General features: G+C 38.9%; 1 protein-coding gene. It reads left to right on the top strand.

All coding sequences use genetic code 11. The features are described 5' to 3' along the window. A partial coding sequence (gene trpB, locus BOW51_RS10900) for a tryptophan synthase subunit beta (RefSeq protein ID WP_078477721.1) occupies nt 1–1,157 on the top strand: 1,157 nt, incomplete at its 5' end. Nucleotides 1,158–1,217: the final 60 nt, after the last annotated feature.

The raw sequence follows: 1,217 nt of genomic DNA, 5'->3' as shown, positions 1-1,217 counted from the left end.
GCGGTATTTTTACTGCAGAAACACTCATGATAGCTGTTACTGAACTCAAAGATGCTTATGCTAAGTTTAAAGATGATGAAGATTTTATTCGTGAGTTTGAACAGGATTTAAAGCATTATGTAGGTCGTGAAACGCCACTTTATCATGCACAAAATTTAAGCAAGAAATTGGATGGCGCTCAGATTTATCTTAAACGTGAAGATTTAAATCATACGGGTGCACATAAAATTAACAACACCATTGGTCAGGCACTACTTGCTAAGCGTATGGGTAAAACACGCATTATTGCTGAAACGGGTGCTGGTCAGCATGGAGTGGCAACGGCAACGGTTGCAGCGCGTCTGGGGCTAGAATGTGTGGTTTATATGGGTGAGGTGGATGTGGCTCGCCAAGCGCTCAACGTTTTTCGCATGAAGTTGTTAGGTGCTACGGTTATTCCAGTTACTTTAGGTTCAAAAACACTTAAAGACTCAATTAATGAAGCGATGCGCGATTGGGTGACGAATATTGATGATACGTTCTATATTATTGGTACAGTCGTAGGTCCACATCCTTACCCAATGATGGTACGAGATTTTCAAAGTATTATTGGTAAAGAAACAAAAGTACAATTTGCTGCACAAGTGGGTGGTTTGCCTGATGTTTTGGTAGCTTGTGTGGGTGGTGGTTCAAATGCGATTGGTTTGTTTCATGCATTTATTGATGACGCCTCAGTTGAAATCTATGGTGTTGAGGCAGCAGGATATGGTTTAGAAAAAGGTCCAACTGCACATTCCGCTCCACTTTGTGCAGGTAGTGTGGGTGTTTTACACGGTAATCGTACTTATTTAATGGAAGATGAAAATGGACAAATTATTGAAGGACATTCAATCTCGGCAGGTCTTGATTATCCTGGTGTTGGTCCAGAACATGCATATTTAAAAGATAGTGGGCGTGCACGATACGTGGCAATTACTGATAAAGAGGCATTAGAAGCATTTCATGTACTCACCAAAGTTGAAGGTATTTTGCCAGCATTGGAATCTTCTCATGCTGTGGCTTATGGTATTAAACTTGCAAAAGAATTAGGTAAAGATAAACATATCATTATTAACCTTTCAGGCCGTGGTGATAAGGATATTCATACTATTGCACAAATTGAAGGCATTGAATTTTAATTTATTTGAAAAATAAAAAATATCCCCTAAGAAGGTTGTTTTGATAGTATCAATTTGTAT

The organism is Solemya elarraichensis gill symbiont, from assembly GCF_002021095.1.
Classification (GTDB): Bacteria; Pseudomonadota; Gammaproteobacteria; order Chromatiales; family Chromatiaceae.
The sequence above is the reverse complement of the archived record's forward strand: the minus strand, read 5'-3'. Positions and strand labels throughout refer to the sequence as shown.